The organism is Ruegeria sp. BG3 (genome assembly GCF_056538485.1).
In genome coordinates this window covers 530,666-548,359 of the sequence record NZ_JBQFTE010000001.1, presented here as the reverse complement: position 1 = coordinate 548,359, position 17,694 = coordinate 530,666, and the positions used below count along the sequence as shown (strand labels likewise).

Here is a 17,694-nt window from a genome sequence, read left to right as displayed (position 1 = left end):
GTTTTATTCGCCCACTTCCAAAAAAAGCCGTGCCCGAAGGCACGGCCAGTCGACAGGGAGGAAGTGTCCCCTTCGCAACCCGGGGCCACAAAGGGAACGAATAGACTATGGCAGCCAAAGGTTAAGTTTGTATGCTGGTTGCGGATCAGTGAAAAAAGGCTGCAATTACATGGGTAAAGAGATTTTTCTGGGCGGTGCGGGTGAGGGATACGGAACGCCTCAGGGTTTGACGCTGAAATACGCGAACCGCCATGGGCTGATCGCAGGGGCCACGGGGACGGGCAAGACGGTCACTCTGCAAATCCTGGCAGAAGGATTTTCGCAAGCGGGCGTGCCTGTTTTCCTGTCGGACGTCAAAGGCGACTTGTCTGGCCTAGCCTTGGCAGGCAGCGAAACCCATAAGTTGCATCAAGCGTTTACCGAGCGCGCCGAACGGATTGGCTTTTCTGATTTCTCCTACGCCGCATGTCCGGTCACGTTCTGGGATCTGTTTGGCGAACAGGGCCACCCGGTCCGTACCACTGTGACTGAAATGGGTCCTCTGCTGCTGTCTCGCCTCATGGAGCTCAGCGAGGCGCAGGAGGGGATTCTCAACATCGCGTTCCGGGTAGCTGATGAAGAAGGCATGCCGCTGCTAGACCTCAAGGATCTTCAGGCGCTTCTCGTGTGGATTGGTGAGAACAGGGCGCAGCTGTCTCTGCGCTATGGCAATGTCTCAACGGCCTCTATCGGAGCCATTCAACGCCGTCTTTTGGTGTTGGAAAACCAAGGCGGCACTAAATTGTTTGGAGAACCCGCTCTGGATCTGGCCGATCTGATGCGGACAGATGAAAACGGGCAGGGGATGGTGAATATACTGGCCTCAGACAAGCTGATGGGGGCGCCTCGGCTTTATGCCACGTTCCTGTTGTGGCTTCTGAGCGAACTGTTCGAAGAACTGCCCGAAGTTGGTGATCCGGAGAAGCCGAAGCTGGTGTTCTTTTTCGACGAAGCGCATCTTCTGTTTGATGATGCACCCAAGGTACTGGTCGACAAGGTCGAGCAGGTCGCGCGCCTCATCCGCTCCAAGGGTGTTGGGGTGTATTTCATCACGCAGAATCCCGCTGACATTCCTGAGGATATTCTGGGGCAGTTGGGCAACCGGGTACAACACGCGCTACGCGCCTTTACCGCGCGGGACCGAAAGAACCTTCGTATGGCAGCGGAAACCTACCGCGAGAATCCCGCCTTCGATACCGAGGCCGCGATCCGAGAGGTGGGCGTTGGTGAGGCCGTGACCTCGATGCTGCAGAAGAAAGGCGTGCCGGGGATTGTCGAGCGGACTTTGATTCGCCCACCGGGATCGCAGCTTGGGCCAATTTCGGAACCTGAGCGTCAGGGTATCCTGCAAGCTTCTCCGATGGCGGCGAAATATGACACGCCCGTCGATCGCAAATCGGCCTTTGAAATCCTGCAAGCCCGTGCGGAGGCTGCCGCCAAAGAGGCCGAGGCCGCGGAGGCGGAAGAGATCATCGAACAACAAACCCCGATAGAGCGCGAATACAGCTCGGCGCGCCGGTATTCAGGTAGCCGGGTTGGGCGTTCAACGTCTCGGATGGTGCGTAAGAAAGACACATTAGCAACGGCGATGAGTGAGGCCGTCATCAAAGAGCTGAAGGGAACAACCGGCCGTCGCATCGTGCGGGGTATTCTGGGCGGGTTGTTCCGAAATCGCTGATCGGAGGCGCCCAGCACAGGGCGCCAACCGGCTTACTTCAGACGGCGCTGGCCTTCCTGACGGCAATAGGCATCAGCTTGTTTGACCGACATCTTTGTGGCCGGGAAATCAATCGCACGGTCCCAGGTCACACGATCATGACGGTAAAGCTGACAGGTCACGACGCCCTGCGGAGTGTTGACCTGAACAGGTGTGGTCTCAAGGTCTTCGGGCGACGGAATACAGGCCGTCAGCGTGGCCAGAACCGGCAGCATGACAACGGCTTTGGTGATCAGTGTTTTCTTGGTCAAGTCGGATACTCTCATCGATTGAGTGCGAATGATCGTAGAGATCGGTCGGGTTTCTTCTGAGCATAGGCCGGACCCCATAAGTCCGAACAACGAGCGGTAGTCTCGTGTACGCGGAAACCTCTTTAGAAATCAAGAAGCCGCGCCGGATGAGAGGCACCGCTTCTGTATTGTGATCGTGATGCGTCTATTTCTCGGGGATCAGCCCTCGGGGGCTGAATCTGAGGACAATCAGCAAGACCAGTCCCATCGTAAACAACCGCATATGCGCAGCACTTTCGATCAGATGCGCCTTCAGCGCGCTGCCATCCGGCATGCCCGAGGTAATCAGGTTCATCAGCCACAGGCCCATCGGTTCGACCTGGACCCACAAGAACCAGATCAGGAACGCGCCCAGCACGGCGCCGAAATTGTTGCCCGACCCACCGACGATCACCATCACCCAGACAAGGAATGTAAATCGCAGGGGGTTGTAGGTACCCGGCGTCAGCTGACCGTCCAGCGTGGTCATCATCGCGCCCGCGATACCGCAAATGGCAGAGCCAAGCACAAAGATTTGTAGGTGGCGGCGGGTGACATCTTTACCCATCGCCTCAGCTGCGACCTCATTGTCGCGAATGGCGCGCATCATCCGACCCCATGGGCTTTTGAGCGCCATCTGCGCCATCCACAGCAGCACCAGCAGAACGATCAGGAACAGCAGCGAATAGCCCAGCTTGACCGAAAGGGTTGAGGCGATCACCGGATCAAGCCCCAGCCAATCGGCCCGCGCAAGGAAGGAGGGGTCTTGCTGCAGCTCAACCTCATAGCCGACCACGGGTGAAGGGCGCGGGATGCCGTAGACATTCTTGACGCCGCGGGCCAGCCAGTCCTCGTTCTTCATGACGGCAATGATGATCTCGGCAATACCAAGGGTCGCAATCGCCAGATAGTCCGAGCGCAAACCCAGAGCCGTCTTGCCGATCAGCCATGCGGCTCCTGCTGCCAGTAACCCTCCGGCAGGCCAGGCGAGCAAGACCGGCAGGTTCAGACCACCAATATTGCCGGCAACAGCCGGATCAATCGCCTCAATCGCGGCGACGTTCGGGTCAAAGATCGCACGGTAGACAAAGAAACCGACGATGAGGATTCCGACGATGGCCAGCGTTCGCGCGCGCCCTTTCGGCATCTTCTGCGCGACCATGACGGTCGCAACGACGGTCGCGGCCCCCAGAAGCAGCGCCAGAATGACGCCATAGCCGCCCTCGGACCATGCCCCGGGCGTTGGCGGGGTCGAGACCAGCACAACCGCCAGCCCACCCAAAGCCACAAAGCCCATGACGCCAACGTTGAAGAGGCCAGCAAATCCCCATTGCAGGTTCACCCCGATCGACATGATGGCCGAGATCAATCCCATGTTCAGGATCAGGATCGCCGCGTTCCAGCTTTGCGTGAATCCGGTCAAAAGGATCAGCGCGCCAACTGTGACGAAAAGCAGGGTGTTCTTGGTAACCTCGCTCATACCGATTTTCCTTTGAACAGGCCCGTGGGCTTAAACAGAAGCACGATCAGCAGGATGGCAAAGCTGACAGCGAATTTGTAATCGGTAGAGAGGAACTGAACCAATCCCGACGGTTCCAGATTTTCAGGGGCAAGATAGGTCAGCACTTTCTTCCAGGCGTATGTGATGGTCACCTCGGAAAACGCAATGATGAACCCACCCGCGATGGCACCAAGGGGGTTGCCCAAACCGCCGACAATGGCCGAGGCAAAGATCGGCAGAAGAAGCTGGAAATAGACGAAGGGCTTAAAGCTCTTGTCGAGGCCATAAAGCACGCCTGCCGTGGTCGCCAGTGCGGCGACGATGATCCAGGTGATCATCACCACGCGCTCAGGGTTGATGCCGGACAGCAGCGCCAGATCTTCATTGTCCGAATAGGCACGCATCGACTTACCGGTGCGGGTTTTGTTCAAAAACCAGAACAGAGCGGCCACGGCGATCACCGCCACAACGACCGTAATGGCCTGAGAGGTTTTGATCGCGAGCCCTTCGTTCAGCCCGGTCCATTCCTTGAAATCCCGAGCCTTGATCAGAAACCGCGCGCCGTCCGAGAACCTCTGATCGTCCGGCCCGATGATGAAGCGGACGATACCGTTCATGATGAACATCACGCCCATGGACACGATCACCAGAATAACCGGTTTGGCCTTTTGTTCACGGTAGAAGCGATAGACCAGCCGGTCGGTGATCAGCACCAGAATGATACAGCCCAGAATGGCGAAGGGCAGGGCGAGCAGAGCCGTCGGCAACGGCCCGAAACTGACCCCTGCGGCTTGCAAGCCCCACGTGACCAAAACCGCGATCATAGCGCCAAAGGCCATGGTGTCGCCATGAGCAAAGTTCGAGAACCGTAGGATGCCATAGATCAGCGTCACCCCTAAAGCCCCCAGCGCCAACTGGCTGCCATAGGCGATTGCGGGAACAAGGACGAAGTTGGAAAGCGCCACAAGGGCGTTGACGAAGTCCATTAAAACTCCTGCTCGCATTTACCAGAGAACGCGCGTCGTCCGTTGTTAGCTTTCGTATAGTCGGCATAACGCAGCGGTTGGGTTAATAAGGTCACGGTTAGATCGGTGGTCGAAGTCTTGGTCACATACATATACTCATGTTTTTCGTCTTCGATCCGGGACGCCGTCAGCAAGTCGCTTCGTGAAACGGCCGTCCACTCTTGCCCATCAGACAAGCCAATTTTGGAGGTGATATCACCGGCCTTGGCGATCTGATCGACTGAAAAGTCACCATAGTTACTTTCTATAAGCTCGGGCGGGGTGCCTAACAGCTCAAGCATGAGTTCCCCACCTTCACAGTTTTGCACGCCTGCGCAGGCCTCTTGTAGAATGCATGGCGCCGCCCAAGCCGTACTGCACATTGAGGCAAATGCGATCGTCATTGCGGACCTCACCTCACCCCCCCAAGAAACTCTTACGCACTTCGGGATCGGCCAGAAGTTCCTTGCCCGTACCGGTATAGGCGTTCCGCCCCTGAACCAGCACATATCCCTTGTCCGCGATCTCCAAGGCCTGGCGGGCGTTCTGTTCGACCATCAGGATCGGCAAACCGGTGCGCGAGACCTCGATGATCCGGTCAAACAACTCATCCATCACGATGGGCGAGACACCGGCGGTCGGCTCGTCCAGCATAAGTACTTTCGGCTGAGTCATCAGCGCGCGGCCCACGGCGACCTGCTGGCGCTGACCGCCCGACAGTTCGCCGGCCGCTTGATGGCGTTTATCGCGGAGGATGGGGAACAACTCATAGACCTGCTCCATCGTGTCCGAGAAATCATCCCGGCGGATAAAGGCACCCATCTCAAGGTTCTCTTCCACCGTCATAGAGGTGAAGATGTTCGAAGTCTGCGGCACAAAACCCATCCCACGCATCACCCGGTCCTGAGGCGTGAGAGAGGTGATATCCTCGCCGTCCAACCGAACTGCGCCCGAGCGCACATCCAGCATGCCGAACACGGCCTTCATCGCAGTAGACTTGCCAGCGCCGTTGGGCCCGACGATGACTGCAATCTCGCCCCGGTCGACGGCGATGGTGCAATCGTGCAGAATGTCGGGCCCTTTGCCGTAGCCACCTGTCATCGTGTCGCCGATCAGAAACGGCCCACCATCGACCTTGTGTGTTGCGCCGCTTTTGCGATGGGCCGGGGTCATGGTGCCGACGCCTTGCGTGTTCGTGATCGACGCGTCCTTGTTGCCTTTGTCGTCGTGATAAGGATTATCGCTCACGCTCCGGCCTCCAGCTTGTCTTTGTTTTTCAGGCCGGTGCCCAGATAGGCCTCGATCACGTGTTCATTGGCTTTGATCTCGTCCAGCGTTCCCTCGGCCAGCACCTTGCCCTCGGCCATACAAATGACCGGGTCGCAGATCTTGCCGATGAAATCCATGTCATGCTCGATGACGACGAAAGTATAGCCACGTTCCTTATTCAGACGCAGGATCGTGTCGCCAATGGTCATCAGCAGGGTCCGGTTCACACCCGCGCCGACCTCGTCCAGAAACACGATCTTGGCGTCGACCATCATGGTGCGACCAAGCTCCAGCAGCTTCTTCTGTCCGCCCGAGACCTGACCCGCCTTGTGGTCAGCCAAATGTTCGATGGTCAGGAACTCCAGCACCTCATCAGCTTTGGCCCGAAGCGCGCGCTCCTCATCAGCAATCCGTTTGCGACCGAACCATGTGTTCCAAAGCGATTCCCCGGATTGCGCGCCGGGCACCATCATCAGGTTCTCGCGGCAAGTCATCGACGAGAACTCATGCGCGATCTGGAAGGTACGCAGCAGGCCCTTGTGAAACAGCTCATGCGGGGGCAGGCCGGTGATATCCTCACCATCCATCACCACCTTGCCACTGGTCGGCGGCAAAACACCCGCGATCACATTGAACAAAGTGGTTTTTCCGGCCCCGTTCGGTCCGATCAGACCGGTGATCGAGCCCTTTTGGATTTCCAGCGATGCCCCGTCCACCGCATGAAACCCGCCGAAATGCTTATGCACGTCTTCGACGACGATCATCTTTTCCCCTAGCCGCCGTTTTCCGGCGTTGTTGCCGCATCCCTGTACGAATGGTGCGGGCTTTTGTCATTGAAACAGCCCGGACACAAGGCCCGGGCTGCTTGTTTTTATGACTGTTAACCTTGGATCAACGGAAGTTGACGGTTTTGTTCTCGCCGTCGGTGACTTCAATCTCACGGTAGGATCCCGCGCTTTCACCGGGGCCGATCAACTCAACACCGGAGGCACCGACATAGTCGATCTCCTGACCGGCAGCGAGCAGTTCCAGACCCTTGGCCAGTTCACCCGGGTAGATCTTCTCACCAGGTTCGTTGGCGACGTCCATGATCTTGGAACCATAGTCCGCTGGGTTGGTCGAACCTGCGGCCTGCATGGCCAGCATGAACAGGGCAGCGGCGTCATAGGATTCAGGCGAGTAGGGCGACGAGCCGTCGAAACCTGCAGCTTCGGCCATGGCAAAGTACTTTTCAGCGCCTTCACCACCCGAACCAGCGATCTGACCGAACGAACCGTTCAGGTCCGGACCGACATTTGCAGGCAGCGAGTCACCGATCATGCCGCCGGGCAGACCGAATGTGTCAAACGCGCCGCTGTCCAGAGCCGACTGGATGATGCCCAGACCTCCTTGGTCCAGGTAGCCCGCAACGACCAGAATATCGCCACCGGCCGACGCCAGCGCGCCAACTTCAGCCGAGTAGTCGGCTTTGCCGTCTTCGTGCGCTGCGACGATGGTGACTTCGCCACCCGACGCCTCGAACGAGGACTGGATCGCGTCCGCAAGACCCTTGCCGTAGTCGTTGTTGGTGTAGGTCAGAGCGATCGAGCTAATGCCACGATCGTTCAGGATGTCAGCCATCACCTGACCTTCACGCGCATCCGACGGCGCGGTGCGGAAGAACAGGCCGTTGTCTTCCATGGTCGACAGACCGGGCGACGTGGCCGATGGCGAGATCATCACCATGCCATTCGGAATCGCGACGTTCTGCAGGATCGCGCCAGTCACGCCCGAGCAGTCACCGCCGATGATGCCAGCTACGCCGTCAGCGATCATGCGCTCGCCGTTCGACGTGGACAGGCCGTTGTCGATACAGCCGGTGTCTGCACGAGTTGCGGTCACGGTTGCGCCGTCCAGCAGCTTGCCGGATTCGGTGACTTCGGCCATCGCCATCTCGGCGCCCGAACCCATGGCAGGTGCCAGCGATTCAATCGGGCCGGTGAAGCCGAACAGAACGCCCAGCTTGACGTCTTCGGCCATTGCGGTACCCGCCAGCAGAGCGGAGGCTGCAGTTGCAGTCAGCAGCTTTTTCATATGGTTACTCCCTATTGTGAACGTATTCGTTCTGCGCATGACCCTAGGCAAGCAATCCGGAAAAGAAAAGTCCTAACGCAATCGTGTTTTTACGCTCCATAATCCTATTTGTTCTCATGGTGATAACGCTGTCAGTCCGAAAGGAAGACCCATGACGCCCAGACCCTTTGCGATTCTTGCCTTGATGATCGGCACAGGTCTCGCCTCCGCTGAGGAGCTTGAGACATCCCAAGGTCCGGTTCAGATCGAGCCGATGATCGAGGGACTGGATGCGCCTTGGGCCGTCGGCATCCTGCCCGATGGATCGTTTCTGGTGACCGAACGGGATGGCGATGTGCTTTATGTGTCGGACGGGAAATCTCAAAAAGTGAAGGGGGTTCCGAAAGTGGCCGCCAGAGGGCAGGGCGGCTTGCTGGACGTGACCATCGCGAGGGACTTCCCACAGACGCGCGAGGTTTTTCTGACCTTCTCGAAACCTCAGAGCACTGGAGCTGGCACCGCGCTGGCCGTCGCGCGACTGTCGGAGAACGGCAAACGCCTGACCAACACGCGTATCCTGTTCGAGGCCACGCCGGGAGGCTCGGGCGGGCGTCACTTTGGCTCCCGGGTGGTTGAGGCGGAAGACGGCAGTTTGTTTGTCACCATCGGGGATCGGGGGGATCGACCGCAGGCTCAGGACCGCTCAAACACTATCGGGTCGATTATCCGCATTAATCGGGATGGCTCGGTTCCTGCAGACAACCCGTTTGTCGGGCAGGCGAATATTCGGCCCGAGATCTGGTCCTACGGTCACCGCAACCCTCAGGGTGCCGATCTGGACGCGCAGGGGCGTCTTTGGACATCCGAGCATGGCGCGCGCGGAGGGGACGAGGTTAACCTCGTGCAACCGGGGCTGAACTACGGCTGGCCCGTCATTTCCTATGGCAAGCACTACTCGGGCAAGACGATAGGCGAAGGCACTGCCAAAGAAGGGATGGAACAGCCGCGCCACTATTGGGACCCTTCCATCGCGCCCTCGGGCTTGATGGTCTATTCAGGTGCGCTCTGGCCGGAATGGAGAGGCGACGTCTTCGTGGGATCGCTCAAGTTTGATTACATCGCCCGGCTCGACGGCAACCCACTGCGCGAGGTCGAACAGATCAGAGGCCCCGAAACAGAGCGGGTCCGGGATATCGTTGAGGCCCCGGATGGGTCGATCTGGTTCATTTCCGTAGGCAATGGGGCAGTTTTCCGGCTTTCCCCGGATAGATAGATCAGTGCTCGCCCTCCTTGACTGTTGCCGAGTAACCGAGCTTGATCCTGTATCAAGAAACCATCTGAGGGTACGGTCCATTGCGCGACTTTTCGATTGAAATGTGTGACAAGCTGCCAGATCAGGATGAGTTGAACGGCATCCTGTCCCAATATTATGCGTTGATCGTTGAGCGCATGACGGCCATGGGGTTTGAAATCGATCCGGCTGCGCCGCAAAGCGCGCTGGCCGAGTTTTGGGCACACTCAGAGGACTATCTGCCGCCAAACGGGTGCCTGGTTCTGACGCGAGACAGCACGGGTAAGATCATCGGCTGTGGCATGATGAAACGGCTGGATCAGGACACCGGCGAATTGAAACGCGTGTTCGTGACCGAAGCCGCGCGCGGCACAGGTGCGGGGCGTGCCATGATACAAGCCCGAGAGGAGGCGGCCCGCACGCTGGGGTTAAAACGCCTTGTGGCTGACACACTTACTCCGAATGTCGAAATGAGGGACCTGTATCCGAAACTGGGATTTGTCGAACTGTCCGAACCCATTGAGACGACGACCTATCTGGATCAGCCCATGCTTAGGCCCCATCTGCACTATTTTGAGAAGACCCTGTAAAGCGGCTTTACACGGACAGCCGTCCCGACTGTGCCCCACGCTCACGGTATGGCGTGGTGTTGTAGTGCGCCCGGTAGCATTTCGAGAAATGGCTCGGCGAGGCGAAACCGCAGGCCAGAGCCACGTTGATCACGCTCATATCCGTCTGCATCAGCAGGTTGCGGGCTTTGTGCAGTCGCAACTCCATGTAATACCGCTTGGGTGAGCGGCTCAGGTAGCGGCGGAACAGACGCTCAAGCTGGCGGGTCGACATGCCGACATCCTTGGCCAGAATCGAAGGCGAGATCGGCTCTTCGATGTTCTTTTCCATCATCAGGATGACCTGGCTCAGCTTCGGATGTCGAACCCCAATCCGAGTGGGCGTCGACAAGCGCTGCGTGTCCTGATCCGTGCGGATTGAAGAATAGATCATCTGATCTGCCACTGCGCTGGCCAGACCCTCGCCATAGTCATTCGCGATCAGTTTCAGCATCAGATCAATGGATGAGGTGCCCCCCGCGGTCGTCATCCGGTTGCCGTCGACCTGAAACACGGATTTGGTCAATTCCACATTGTCGAACTCTTCAATGAAGCTGTCCGAGTTTTCCCAGTGGATGGTCGCTCGCTTACCCTCCAGCAGCCCCGCTTTGGCAAGCGAATACGCTGCTGTACACAAGCCACCGATCCGAAGCCCTTTGCGGGCCTCGCGCCGCATCCAGTTCAGGATCTTCTTGGTGGTTGCGGTTTTTACCTCGACCCCGCCGCAGATCAGTACGATGTCATCACGCTGCAGCTCGATCAGGTCCTGATCCAGCTTGAACGTCGTGCCCGCGGAACACGATATCATGTCACCACCTTCACCGATCAGGGACCATGTATAGACGGGCCTATCAGCCATACGATTGGCAATGCGCAGGCTGTCCAGAGCCGACGCAAAAGACAAAAGCGAAAATCCATCTAGTAAGACGAATACAAAATTAATCGGCTTGTCGACGTTACCGTCGACTTTGACAACTTGGCGTTGTTCTTGCATGGGTTTTTGTCCTTGATTCGGTGGCCGATGCGCCTTGGGCGCGCATGATTTGACAGATACCATGATCAAAGCTTGTTTACGACGTCAAGAGCCGCAAATCGGATATGGTCTCTCTTCCCGGCTTTTTGTATAGAGACCACCTGAATACTATCAGCGGAGATCAAGGCTATGACCGAATGGCAAAAATCGAACTGGCGCAACAAGCCCCGGGTTCAGATGCCAGACTATACCGACGCGGCAGCACTTGCCAAAGTCGAGGCGCAGCTTTCGCAGTATCCCCCGCTGGTCTTTGCCGGTGAGGCGCGGCGTCTCAAGCAACATTTGGGTGCCGCCGGTCGCGGCGAGGCTTTCCTGTTGCAGGGCGGGGATTGTGCTGAAAGCTTTGAACAATTCAGCGCGGATGCGATCCGTGACACGTTCAAAGTGATGCTGCAAATGGCGATGGTTCTGACCTATGGCGCCAAGGTGCCGGTGGTCAAAGTGGGCCGTATGGCTGGGCAGTTTGCCAAACCGCGTAGCGCACCGACCGAGGTTGTGGATGGCGTTGAGCTGCCCAGCTACCGTGGCGACATCATCAACGAGCTGGATTTCACGCCCGAGGCGCGGATTCCGAATCCGTCCAAGATGCTGCAGGCCTACACACAGGCCGCCGCCACGCTGAACCTGCTGCGCGCGTTCTCGACCGGTGGTTTCGCCGACATGAGCCGCGTGCATTCCTGGACGCTGGGCTTCACGGATGAACAGGACGTTCAGAAATACTCCGAGATTGCCGACCGCATTCAGGACACGATCGACTTCATGGGTGCTGCGGGCATCACCGCCGAGACGACGCATGAGTTCTCGACCGTTGAGTTCTACACCAGCCACGAAGGTCTGTTGCTGGAATATGAAGAGGCGTTGACCCGTCTGGATTCGACTTCGGGCAACTGGCTGGCAGGTTCCGGTCACATGATCTGGATCGGCGACCGCACCCGTCAGCCCGACGGCGCGCATGTGGAATTCTGCCGTGGCGTTCAGAACCCGATCGGTCTGAAATGTGGCCCGACCACAACGGCCGAGGACCTCAAGGTGCTGATGTCCAAGCTGAACCCCGAAAACGAAGAGGGTCGTCTGACCCTGATCGCCCGCTTCGGTGCAGGCAAGGCGGGCGAGCATTTGCCGCGTCTGGTCAAAGCGGTCAAGGAAGAGGGTGCCAAGGTCACTTGGGTCTGCGACCCGATGCACGGCAACACGATCAAATCGGCCACTGGGTACAAAACCCGCCCGTTCGATTCGGTCTTGCGCGAAGTGCGCGACTTCTTTGGCGTGCATCAGGCCGAAGGTACTATCCCCGGCGGTGTACATTTCGAGATGACTGGTCTGGACGTCACTGAATGCACCGGCGGCGTGCGTGCCGTGACCGAAGAGGACCTCTCGGACCGGTATCACACCGCATGCGACCCGCGTTTGAACGCGTCGCAATCGCTGGAACTGGCCTTCTTGGTCGCCGAAGAACTGACCAACCTGCGCCGCGACCGCACCAAGCGCGAAGCAAGCTAAGGTCCGAACAATTAAAGAAAACGGCGGGTCATTGGCCCGCCGTTTTTCTTTGGATCAATCGTCGCGCGATGCAACCAGCCTGAGGTGCCCCTTGGGGCGTTTGAACTCTGCCTTGCCCTCGGCAAAGCCCTCAGCAAAACCCTCTGTGACCTCCAGCTTTGGCTTGGCCGGGGCCTGAACCTCGCTCACGGGTTTGATCCGGGTGTCTTGGATCGAGAAGCGGCGCGGTGTCGCTCCGATCGCGCCGTCACTGACCATGACGCCCATGACGCGGCTGACATCCCCCAGATCGCTTTTTAGCGGCAAAAGCAGCATCCGCGCCTGCATCCGGGCGCGTCCGAATGCACCGCTCGACACCATATCCCATTCGGCAATGGCGGGGTTGGCAAAGACCTGCTCCAGAGCATTCGTGGCTGTCTTGCGCGCCTCGGGATCGAAAAACGCGGTCAGAGGCATGCCGCGCACCTCCATCCCGGCCAGCTTGTTCAGGTGGCTACCCGCAAGGCGAAACCGGGCCAGACCGGGGGCAATCCGCTCGAGAATGAAGGTGTATTCCAGAATATTCTCAAGCCCGCGCGGATCAATCTGCGACCGCATAGGCACCCCATTGCCGTCAAGCAAGGCGGTCCAGTAGGCCTCGGCCTGACGGATCGGTGAGAGGCTGCGCCCGCTGTCAAAGCGATCCATTGCGACAATCTTTCCAAGTTTGGACTTCGAGCCAGTCCTAAAAAAGGTTTTCATTTTCATCACCCTAGCGCCTAATCACCGTCATTTTCATAAAATGCAACATATCGGAGGCATTTTCGGCCAAACGACCGAGCTAGAGACATGATTGACACGGGTTGAGTAAATTTTGGAGTAATTCTTTAACGAATGGTTAACTTCTGTCGGACAGAGGCGGTCTCAGCAAACTCTTGCCCTGCACCGGGCAATGGCATTAGGTGCGGCAGACACGAAGACTGACAGCGATGGAAAGGGCAGTGATGATCAAATCCATGACCGGGTTCGCCTCGGGCAAGGGAGAGTTCGGCCCCCATAGCTGGACATGGGAACTGCGCAGCGTGAACGGCAAGGGGCTGGACATGCGCATTCGCGTCCCCGACTGGCTGACGGGCCTTGAGGCCGCGTTGCGGGCCGTTCTGTCCAAATCGCTGAGCCGAGGCAATGTGACCCTGTCGTTGCGGATCAGCCGGGACGAATCCCAGCCGGATCTGGCCTTGAATATGGTTGCCATGACGGCGGCCTTGGATGCCTTGCAACAGACACAGGCCATGGCCGAGGCAAGGGGGATTGCACTGGCCCCCTCCAAAGCAAGTGATCTGCTGACCCTTAAAGGCATGCTGGATGCGGGGGCCGAGGCCGATGATCCGGCGCCGCTGGTAGCGCAGATGACCACCGAATTCACTCAACTTTTGGCGGCGTTTCTCGACATGCGTCAGACAGAAGGCGAGGCTCTGGCCGCGATCCTGGCGTCTCAACTGGATCAGGTCGCGGCATTGACGTCGAAGGCCGCCGAACTGGCCGAACAGCGCAAGGACAAGATGGCCGAGGCGCTGCGCGAAAACCTCGCCCGCGTGCTGGACAACGCCCAAGGGGTCGAACCTGAGAGAGTGGCGCAAGAACTCGCCCTGATCGCCGTCAAGGCCGACATCACCGAAGAGATCGACCGTCTCAGCGCCCATGTCACCGCCGCGCGGGACCTTCTGGCGCAGGATGGCGCGGTTGGCCGCAAGCTGGATTTCCTGATGCAGGAGTTCAACCGCGAGGCAAACACCCTTTGCTCCAAGGCGCAAAGCGCCGATCTGACATCGGTCGGGTTGGAGTTGAAGGCGGTGATCGACCAGATGCGCGAGCAGGTACAAAACGTTGAATAACAGTAGGAAGAACTGACATGGCAGATCGCCGAGGCCTCCTTATCATCCTGTCATCCCCCTCGGGCGCGGGTAAGTCCACCTTGGCCCGCAGGCTGATGGCCTGGGATACCGACCTCGAATTCTCGATCTCGGCCACAACCCGCGAACCACGCCCGGGTGAGGAACATGGCCGCGAATACTACTTCTTGTCGGAAGACGAGTTCAAACAGCAGGTGGCCGATGGGCAAATGCTGGAACACGCGCACGTCTTCGGCAACTTCTATGGCTCTCCCGCCGGACCGGTGCGCGAGTCCATCGAATCCGGCAAGGATGTCCTGTTCGACGTGGACTGGCAGGGCGAGGTGCAGATCCGAAACTCAGATCTGGGCAAACACGCGCTGTCGATCTTCATTCTGCCGCCCTCGATCCCCGAACTGCGCCGCCGGTTGGAGAGCCGGGCTCAGGACAGCGCAGATGTGATCGGCAAGCGCATGCTGAAAAGCTGGGATGAGATCAGCCACTGGGGCTATTATGACTATGTGCTGGTGAATGACGATCTGGATTCGACAGAGGAAAAGCTGAAAACCATCGTCAGCGCCGAACGGATGCGTCGCATTCAGCAACCGAAACTGCAAAACCACGTCCGCACCCTGCAGATGGAATTCGAGGAGCAGTCATGACGATCTACGCGCTGGGAGATCACACGCCCCAAATCCACGAAGACACCTGGGTCGCGCCGGACGCCAATCTGATCGGCAAGGTGGTGTTGGAAGAGGGCGCCTCGGTCTGGTTTGGCTGCACGATCCGGGCGGATCACGAAGAAATCCGCGTCGGCGAGGGCAGCAATGTGCAAGAGAACTGCGTCATGCATATCGACGCGGGTTTTCCGCTGACCATCGGGGCGAATTGCACCATCGGCCACAAGGTCATGCTGCATGGCTGCACGATCGGTGAGAACTCTCTGATCGGGATGGGGGCGATCATTCTGAACGGGGCCAAGATCGGCAAGAACTGCCTGATCGGGGCAGGGGCGCTGATCACGGAAAACAAAGAGATCCCCGACAACTCGCTTGTCATGGGGTCTCCGGGTAAGGTGGTTCGCCAGCTTGATGAGGCCGCGGCCCAGCGGATCACGCTCAGCGCGCTGCACTATCAGCAGAACATGCGCAAATTCAGGGACACCCTGAAACCGTTGGCTTAAGCGGCAGGAAATCAATCGGACATGGCTGAAAACCTTCTGGAAGAATATGTGTCGGCCATTCCGATGCCAGCGCTTCTGGTCGACCAGACCGAACGGATCATCGCCGCCAATACCGACGCCAAAACCCTGCTGAGCCAGAACATCACGGGCCGTCATTTTGCGACGATCCTCAGGCAGCCTCAGGTCATTGAGGCGATTGAGCAAAGCCTGCGCAGCAAGGGTCCGGCCAAAACGCGGCACCTTTCAAATGATGGCGCGCAAGATACGACCTTCGAGGTGATCTGCCGCTATATGAACGGCATCGGCGCAGTGTCGGGCGGGGCGGTGCTGACGATCTTTCAGGATATCACGCATCTGGAACAAGCCAGCCAGATGCGTCGCGATTTCGTCGCCAATGTCAGTCATGAGCTGCGCACCCCTCTGACCGCCTTGATGGGTTTCATCGAAACCCTGCGCGGCCCGGCGCGAGATGACGACGCCGCGCGTGAGCGCTTTCTGCAGATCATGACGGATGAGGCAAACCGCATGAACCGCCTTGTTGGCGATCTGCTGTCGCTCAACCGGGTCGAAAGCGAGGAACGCGTGCGCCCGAAAGAGGAAGTGGAACTAACGGGCCTGCTGCAATCCACCCTGAACTCTTTGCGCCCTCTGGCCGATGACGCCGAGGTGGTGCTGACGCTTGATGCGCCTGAGGATCCGGTGACCATGACCGGCGACAGCGATCAGTTGCGTCAGGTGTTTACCAACCTAGTCGAGAACGGCATCAAATATGGCGGCAGCGGCGGCAGCGTTGAGTTGCGCGTTACCACCTCAGAGAGGGATACGGCCATGCGAGGTCCGGCGGTTCGGGTGCAGATCATCGATCGGGGGCCTGGCATTGATTCCGTTCACCTGCCGCGACTCACCGAGCGGTTCTATCGCGCCGACAGTCACAGATCGCGCCAATTGGGTGGAACCGGGCTTGGACTCGCGATTGTGAAGCATATCGTCAACCGTCACCGCGGGCGCCTTCGGGTGGAAAGCGATTTAGGAAAAGGCACTGTTTTTACGGTGATTTTACCGCGCTAGAGAGCGGGTTTCCGCAAAGCCAACATGGCCGTGCCAAAAGTTTTATGACAGCAGGACTCAAGAAAAACCCAGCTTGTCATAAAACTGTTACGTACCTGTCACAAAAGCCTTACGCACGGGGCCTAGTGGTTCGCGCAAGATCATCATGGGGGTGATCGAAAACCCAATCCTCAGGGAGACTGAAATGTCCTTTGTAAAACTGTCGGCATCTGCGCTGGCAATTGCTGCCGTCTCGGCAACCACTGCTGCAGCTCGTGACAATGTACAGGTTGCTGGTTCGTCGACCGTTCTGCCTTATGCCTCGATCGTTGCGGAACTGTTTGGTGAAAACACCGACTTCCCGACACCTGTTGTTGAATCCGGCGGTTCGTCGGCTGGCCTGAAGCGTTTCTGTGAAGGTGTTGGCGAAAACACCATCGACGTTGCAAACGCGTCGCGCGCTATCCGTGAGAAAGAAATCAAGGCCTGTGCCGAAAACGGCGTGACCGACATCATGGAAGTCCGTATTGGCTACGACGGCATCGTCTTTGCAAGCCAACAGTCTGGCCCTGCCTTCAACGCGTTTGAGCCTTCGGACATCTTCAACGCTCTGGGCGCAAAGGTTCTGAAAGACGGCGAGATCGTCGACAACCCATACAACACTTGGGCCGAGTTCAACGGCGACCTGCCTGACGTTGAAATCGCAGGCTTCATCCCCGGCACCAAGCACGGCACCCGTGAAGTTTTCGAAGAAAAAGTTCTGCTGATCGGCTGCGAAGCAACTGGCGCCATGGAAGCGATGATCGCTGGCGGCATGAGCGAAGATGACGCAGAAGATGCATGCTTGGCTGTTCGTACCGATGGCAGATCGGTCGACATCGACGGTGACTACACCGAGACCCTGGCCCGTATCGACACCAACCCGAACGGCATCGGCGTCTTCGGTCTGGCGTTCTACGAGAACAACACCGACAAGCTGAAAGTTGCGACCATGTCGGGTATCGCGCCGTCGACCGAGACCATCTCGACCGGTGAATACCCTGTATCGCGTCCGCTGTTCTTCTACGTGAAGAAAGCCCACATCGGCGTGATCCCTGGTCTGAAAGAATACGCTCAGTTCTTCGTCGCTGACGAAATCGCTGGCCCCTCGAGCCCGTTGGCCAACTATGGTCTGGTTGCCGACCCTGAGCTGGCAAAAACTCAGGAAGCGATCAACAACGAAGTGACCATGGGTTCGGGCAGCTAAGCCGATCTATGGATGAATGTTTGGGGCGGCGGAATTCGCCGTCCCTTTCTGCGACTTTTGCCCA

The 17,694-nt window shown here is 58.2% G+C and carries 18 protein-coding genes; 9 read left to right on the top strand and 9 right to left on the bottom strand.

The genetic code is table 11. The features are described from left to right. The first annotated feature begins 169 nt into the window (after positions 1-169). Positions 170-1,717, top strand: coding sequence for a helicase HerA-like domain-containing protein (locus tag ACR0AI_RS02770; RefSeq protein ID WP_480670866.1), 1,548 nt, complete (start codon positions 170-172; stop codon positions 1,715-1,717). A gap of 32 nt (positions 1,718-1,749) precedes the next feature. Here ACR0AI_RS02770 and ACR0AI_RS02765 read toward each other — a convergent pair whose 3' ends face one another. From ACR0AI_RS02765 to ACR0AI_RS02735, 7 genes are all read right to left on the bottom strand, one after another. After that, positions 1,750-2,007: a hypothetical protein gene (locus tag ACR0AI_RS02765; RefSeq protein ID WP_480538507.1), complete on the bottom strand. Its 258-nt coding sequence runs from the start codon at positions 2,005-2,007 to the stop codon at positions 1,750-1,752. A gap of 184 nt (positions 2,008-2,191) precedes the next feature. Next, positions 2,192-3,505, bottom strand: coding sequence for a branched-chain amino acid ABC transporter permease (locus tag ACR0AI_RS02760; RefSeq protein ID WP_170458184.1), 1,314 nt, complete (start codon positions 3,503-3,505; stop codon positions 2,192-2,194). Then, positions 3,502-4,512: a branched-chain amino acid ABC transporter permease gene (locus ACR0AI_RS02755; RefSeq protein ID WP_480670869.1), complete on the bottom strand. Its 1,011-nt coding sequence runs from the start codon at positions 4,510-4,512 to the stop codon at positions 3,502-3,504. Before ACR0AI_RS02755 ends, ACR0AI_RS02760 begins: the two co-directional genes overlap by 4 nt. Next, positions 4,512-4,934 (bottom strand): hypothetical protein, encoded by a 423-nt coding sequence (locus ACR0AI_RS02750; protein WP_170638715.1) that lies wholly within the window; start codon positions 4,932-4,934, stop codon positions 4,512-4,514. The genes ACR0AI_RS02755 and ACR0AI_RS02750 overlap by 1 nt, the downstream gene beginning before the upstream one ends. Positions 4,935-4,947: 13 nt before the next feature. Continuing rightward, positions 4,948-5,778, bottom strand: a complete 831-nt coding sequence (locus ACR0AI_RS02745) for an ABC transporter ATP-binding protein (protein ID WP_170665136.1) — start codon at positions 5,776-5,778, stop codon at positions 4,948-4,950. Further along, a complete protein-coding gene (locus tag ACR0AI_RS02740; protein ID WP_170458187.1) occupies positions 5,775-6,563 on the bottom strand; it encodes an ABC transporter ATP-binding protein in 789 nt (262 codons plus the stop codon). Before ACR0AI_RS02740 ends, ACR0AI_RS02745 begins: the two co-directional genes overlap by 4 nt. A 127-nt stretch (positions 6,564-6,690) precedes the next feature. Next, positions 6,691-7,872, bottom strand: coding sequence for an ABC transporter substrate-binding protein (locus ACR0AI_RS02735; protein ID WP_170458188.1), 1,182 nt, complete (start codon positions 7,870-7,872; stop codon positions 6,691-6,693). A 151-nt stretch (positions 7,873-8,023) separates the two neighbouring features. On the opposite strand from ACR0AI_RS02735, the gene ACR0AI_RS02730 reads away from it, so the two are divergent. Then, positions 8,024-9,124 carry a PQQ-dependent sugar dehydrogenase gene (locus tag ACR0AI_RS02730; RefSeq protein WP_480670872.1) on the top strand — a complete coding sequence of 367 codons (1,101 nt, stop codon included), beginning with the start codon at positions 8,024-8,026 and terminating at the stop codon, positions 9,122-9,124. Between the two features lie 80 nt (positions 9,125-9,204). Then, the gene (locus tag ACR0AI_RS02725) at positions 9,205-9,732 is read left to right on the top strand and encodes a GNAT family N-acetyltransferase (RefSeq protein ID WP_480701241.1); all 528 of its coding nucleotides are present in this window, start codon (positions 9,205-9,207) and stop codon (positions 9,730-9,732) included. A 7-nt stretch (positions 9,733-9,739) separates the two neighbouring features. Here ACR0AI_RS02725 and ACR0AI_RS02720 read toward each other — a convergent pair whose 3' ends face one another. After that, positions 9,740-10,744: a GlxA family transcriptional regulator gene (locus tag ACR0AI_RS02720; protein WP_170373709.1), complete on the bottom strand. Its 1,005-nt coding sequence runs from the start codon at positions 10,742-10,744 to the stop codon at positions 9,740-9,742. Positions 10,745-10,912: 168 nt separating this feature from the next. Here ACR0AI_RS02720 and ACR0AI_RS02715 point away from each other — a divergent pair, with 168 nt between their 5' ends. Continuing rightward, the gene (locus ACR0AI_RS02715; RefSeq protein ID WP_170373710.1) at positions 10,913-12,283 is read left to right on the top strand and encodes a class II 3-deoxy-7-phosphoheptulonate synthase; all 1,371 of its coding nucleotides are present in this window, start codon (positions 10,913-10,915) and stop codon (positions 12,281-12,283) included. A 54-nt stretch (positions 12,284-12,337) separates the two neighbouring features. On the opposite strand, the gene ACR0AI_RS02710 is transcribed toward ACR0AI_RS02715, so the two are convergent. Beyond that, positions 12,338-12,970, bottom strand: a complete 633-nt coding sequence (locus ACR0AI_RS02710; RefSeq protein WP_480670877.1) for a PAS domain-containing protein — start codon at positions 12,968-12,970, stop codon at positions 12,338-12,340. A gap of 296 nt (positions 12,971-13,266) precedes the next feature. On the opposite strand from ACR0AI_RS02710, the gene ACR0AI_RS02705 reads away from it, so the two are divergent. The 5 genes from ACR0AI_RS02705 (at position 13,267) to ACR0AI_RS02685 (ending at position 17,630) form a co-directional block, all read left to right on the top strand. Then, complete coding sequence (locus tag ACR0AI_RS02705; RefSeq protein ID WP_480670879.1) at positions 13,267-14,157, top strand: YicC/YloC family endoribonuclease; 891 nt, start codon at positions 13,267-13,269, stop codon at positions 14,155-14,157. 17 nt (positions 14,158-14,174) lie between these two features. After that, the gene (gene gmk, locus ACR0AI_RS02700) at positions 14,175-14,816 is read left to right on the top strand and encodes a guanylate kinase (protein ID WP_170487126.1); all 642 of its coding nucleotides are present in this window, start codon (positions 14,175-14,177) and stop codon (positions 14,814-14,816) included. Further along, the gene (locus ACR0AI_RS02695; RefSeq protein ID WP_480670881.1) at positions 14,813-15,337 is read left to right on the top strand and encodes a gamma carbonic anhydrase family protein; all 525 of its coding nucleotides are present in this window, start codon (positions 14,813-14,815) and stop codon (positions 15,335-15,337) included. Before gmk ends, ACR0AI_RS02695 begins: the two co-directional genes overlap by 4 nt. A 21-nt stretch (positions 15,338-15,358) precedes the next feature. Beyond that, the gene (locus tag ACR0AI_RS02690) at positions 15,359-16,405 is read left to right on the top strand and encodes a sensor histidine kinase (protein ID WP_419737817.1); all 1,047 of its coding nucleotides are present in this window, start codon (positions 15,359-15,361) and stop codon (positions 16,403-16,405) included. A gap of 184 nt (positions 16,406-16,589) precedes the next feature. Continuing rightward, positions 16,590-17,630, top strand: coding sequence for a substrate-binding domain-containing protein (locus ACR0AI_RS02685; protein WP_480670884.1), 1,041 nt, complete (start codon positions 16,590-16,592; stop codon positions 17,628-17,630). Positions 17,631-17,694 lie beyond the last annotated feature (64 nt).

What these genes read in the sequence shown, in the direction of transcription:
- ACR0AI_RS02735 (WP_170458188.1), bottom strand. Translation starts at nt 7,872, where the DNA reads ATGAAAAAGCTGCTGACTGCAACTGCAGCCTCCGCTCTGCTGGCGGGT.
- ACR0AI_RS02705 (WP_480670879.1), top strand. Translation starts at nt 13,267, where the DNA reads ATGATCAAATCCATGACCGGGTTCGCCTCGGGCAAGGGAGAGTTCGGC.
- ACR0AI_RS02685 (WP_480670884.1), top strand. Translation starts at nt 16,590, where the DNA reads ATGTCCTTTGTAAAACTGTCGGCATCTGCGCTGGCAATTGCTGCCGTC.
- ACR0AI_RS02695 (WP_480670881.1), top strand. Translation starts at nt 14,813, where the DNA reads ATGACGATCTACGCGCTGGGAGATCACACGCCCCAAATCCACGAAGAC.
- ACR0AI_RS02760 (WP_170458184.1), bottom strand. Translation starts at nt 3,505, where the DNA reads ATGAGCGAGGTTACCAAGAACACCCTGCTTTTCGTCACAGTTGGCGCG.
- ACR0AI_RS02720 (WP_170373709.1), bottom strand. Translation starts at nt 10,744, where the DNA reads ATGCAAGAACAACGCCAAGTTGTCAAAGTCGACGGTAACGTCGACAAG.
- gmk (WP_170487126.1), top strand. Translation starts at nt 14,175, where the DNA reads ATGGCAGATCGCCGAGGCCTCCTTATCATCCTGTCATCCCCCTCGGGC.
- ACR0AI_RS02770 (WP_480670866.1), top strand. Translation starts at nt 170, where the DNA reads ATGGGTAAAGAGATTTTTCTGGGCGGTGCGGGTGAGGGATACGGAACG.
- ACR0AI_RS02715 (WP_170373710.1), top strand. Translation starts at nt 10,913, where the DNA reads ATGACCGAATGGCAAAAATCGAACTGGCGCAACAAGCCCCGGGTTCAG.
- ACR0AI_RS02730 (WP_480670872.1), top strand. Translation starts at nt 8,024, where the DNA reads ATGACGCCCAGACCCTTTGCGATTCTTGCCTTGATGATCGGCACAGGT.
- ACR0AI_RS02710 (WP_480670877.1), bottom strand. Translation starts at nt 12,970, where the DNA reads ATGGATCGCTTTGACAGCGGGCGCAGCCTCTCACCGATCCGTCAGGCC.
- ACR0AI_RS02755 (WP_480670869.1), bottom strand. Translation starts at nt 4,512, where the DNA reads ATGGACTTCGTCAACGCCCTTGTGGCGCTTTCCAACTTCGTCCTTGTT.
- ACR0AI_RS02750 (WP_170638715.1), bottom strand. Translation starts at nt 4,934, where the DNA reads ATGACGATCGCATTTGCCTCAATGTGCAGTACGGCTTGGGCGGCGCCA.
- ACR0AI_RS02690 (WP_419737817.1), top strand. Translation starts at nt 15,359, where the DNA reads ATGGCTGAAAACCTTCTGGAAGAATATGTGTCGGCCATTCCGATGCCA.
- ACR0AI_RS02740 (WP_170458187.1), bottom strand. Translation starts at nt 6,563, where the DNA reads ATGATCGTCGTCGAAGACGTGCATAAGCATTTCGGCGGGTTTCATGCG.